1 rRNA gene is annotated in these 608 nt (G+C 52.3%); it reads left to right on the top strand.

Annotated elements, in window-relative coordinates:
- Nucleotides 1-4: 4 nt before the first annotated feature.
- A 16S ribosomal RNA gene (locus AC1DA5_RS10610) occupies nucleotides 5-608 on the top strand; the annotation flags it as partial.

The following is a 608-nucleotide window of genomic DNA, read 5'->3' as shown; positions in this document are numbered from 1 at the left end:
TATTTTATATGAGAGTTTGATCCTGGCTCAGGATGAACGCCGGCGGTGTGCCTAATACATGCAAGTCGAGCGCACTGGCCCAACTGATATGACGTGCTTGCACTGAATTGACGTTGGATTCCCAGTGAGCGGCGGACGGGTGAGTAACACGTGGGCAACCTGCCCTGAAGCGGGGGATAACATCTGGAAACAGGTGCTAATACCGCATAACAACGAAAACCACATGGTTTTCGTTTCAAAGATGGTTTCGGCTATCACTTCAGGATGGGCCCGCGGTGCATTAGCTAGTTGGTAAGGTAACGGCTTACCAAGGCGATGATGCATAGCCGAGTTGAGAGACTGATCGGCCACAATGGAACTGAGACACGGTCCATACTCCTACGGGAGGCAGCAGTAGGGAATCTTCCACAATGGGCGCAAGCCTGATGGAGCAACACCGCGTGAGTGAAGAAGGGTTTCGGCTCGTAAAGCTCTGTTGTTGGAGAAGAACGTGCGTGAGAGTAACTGTTCACGCAGTGACGGTATCCAACCAGAAAGTCACGGCTAACTACGTGCCAGCAGCCGCGGTAATACGTAGGTGGCAAGCGTTATCCGGATTTATTGGGCGT

This window comes from Pauljensenia sp. C0254C2, from assembly GCF_056583835.1.
The sequence above is the reverse complement of the archived record's forward strand: the minus strand, read 5'-3'. Positions and strand labels throughout refer to the sequence as shown.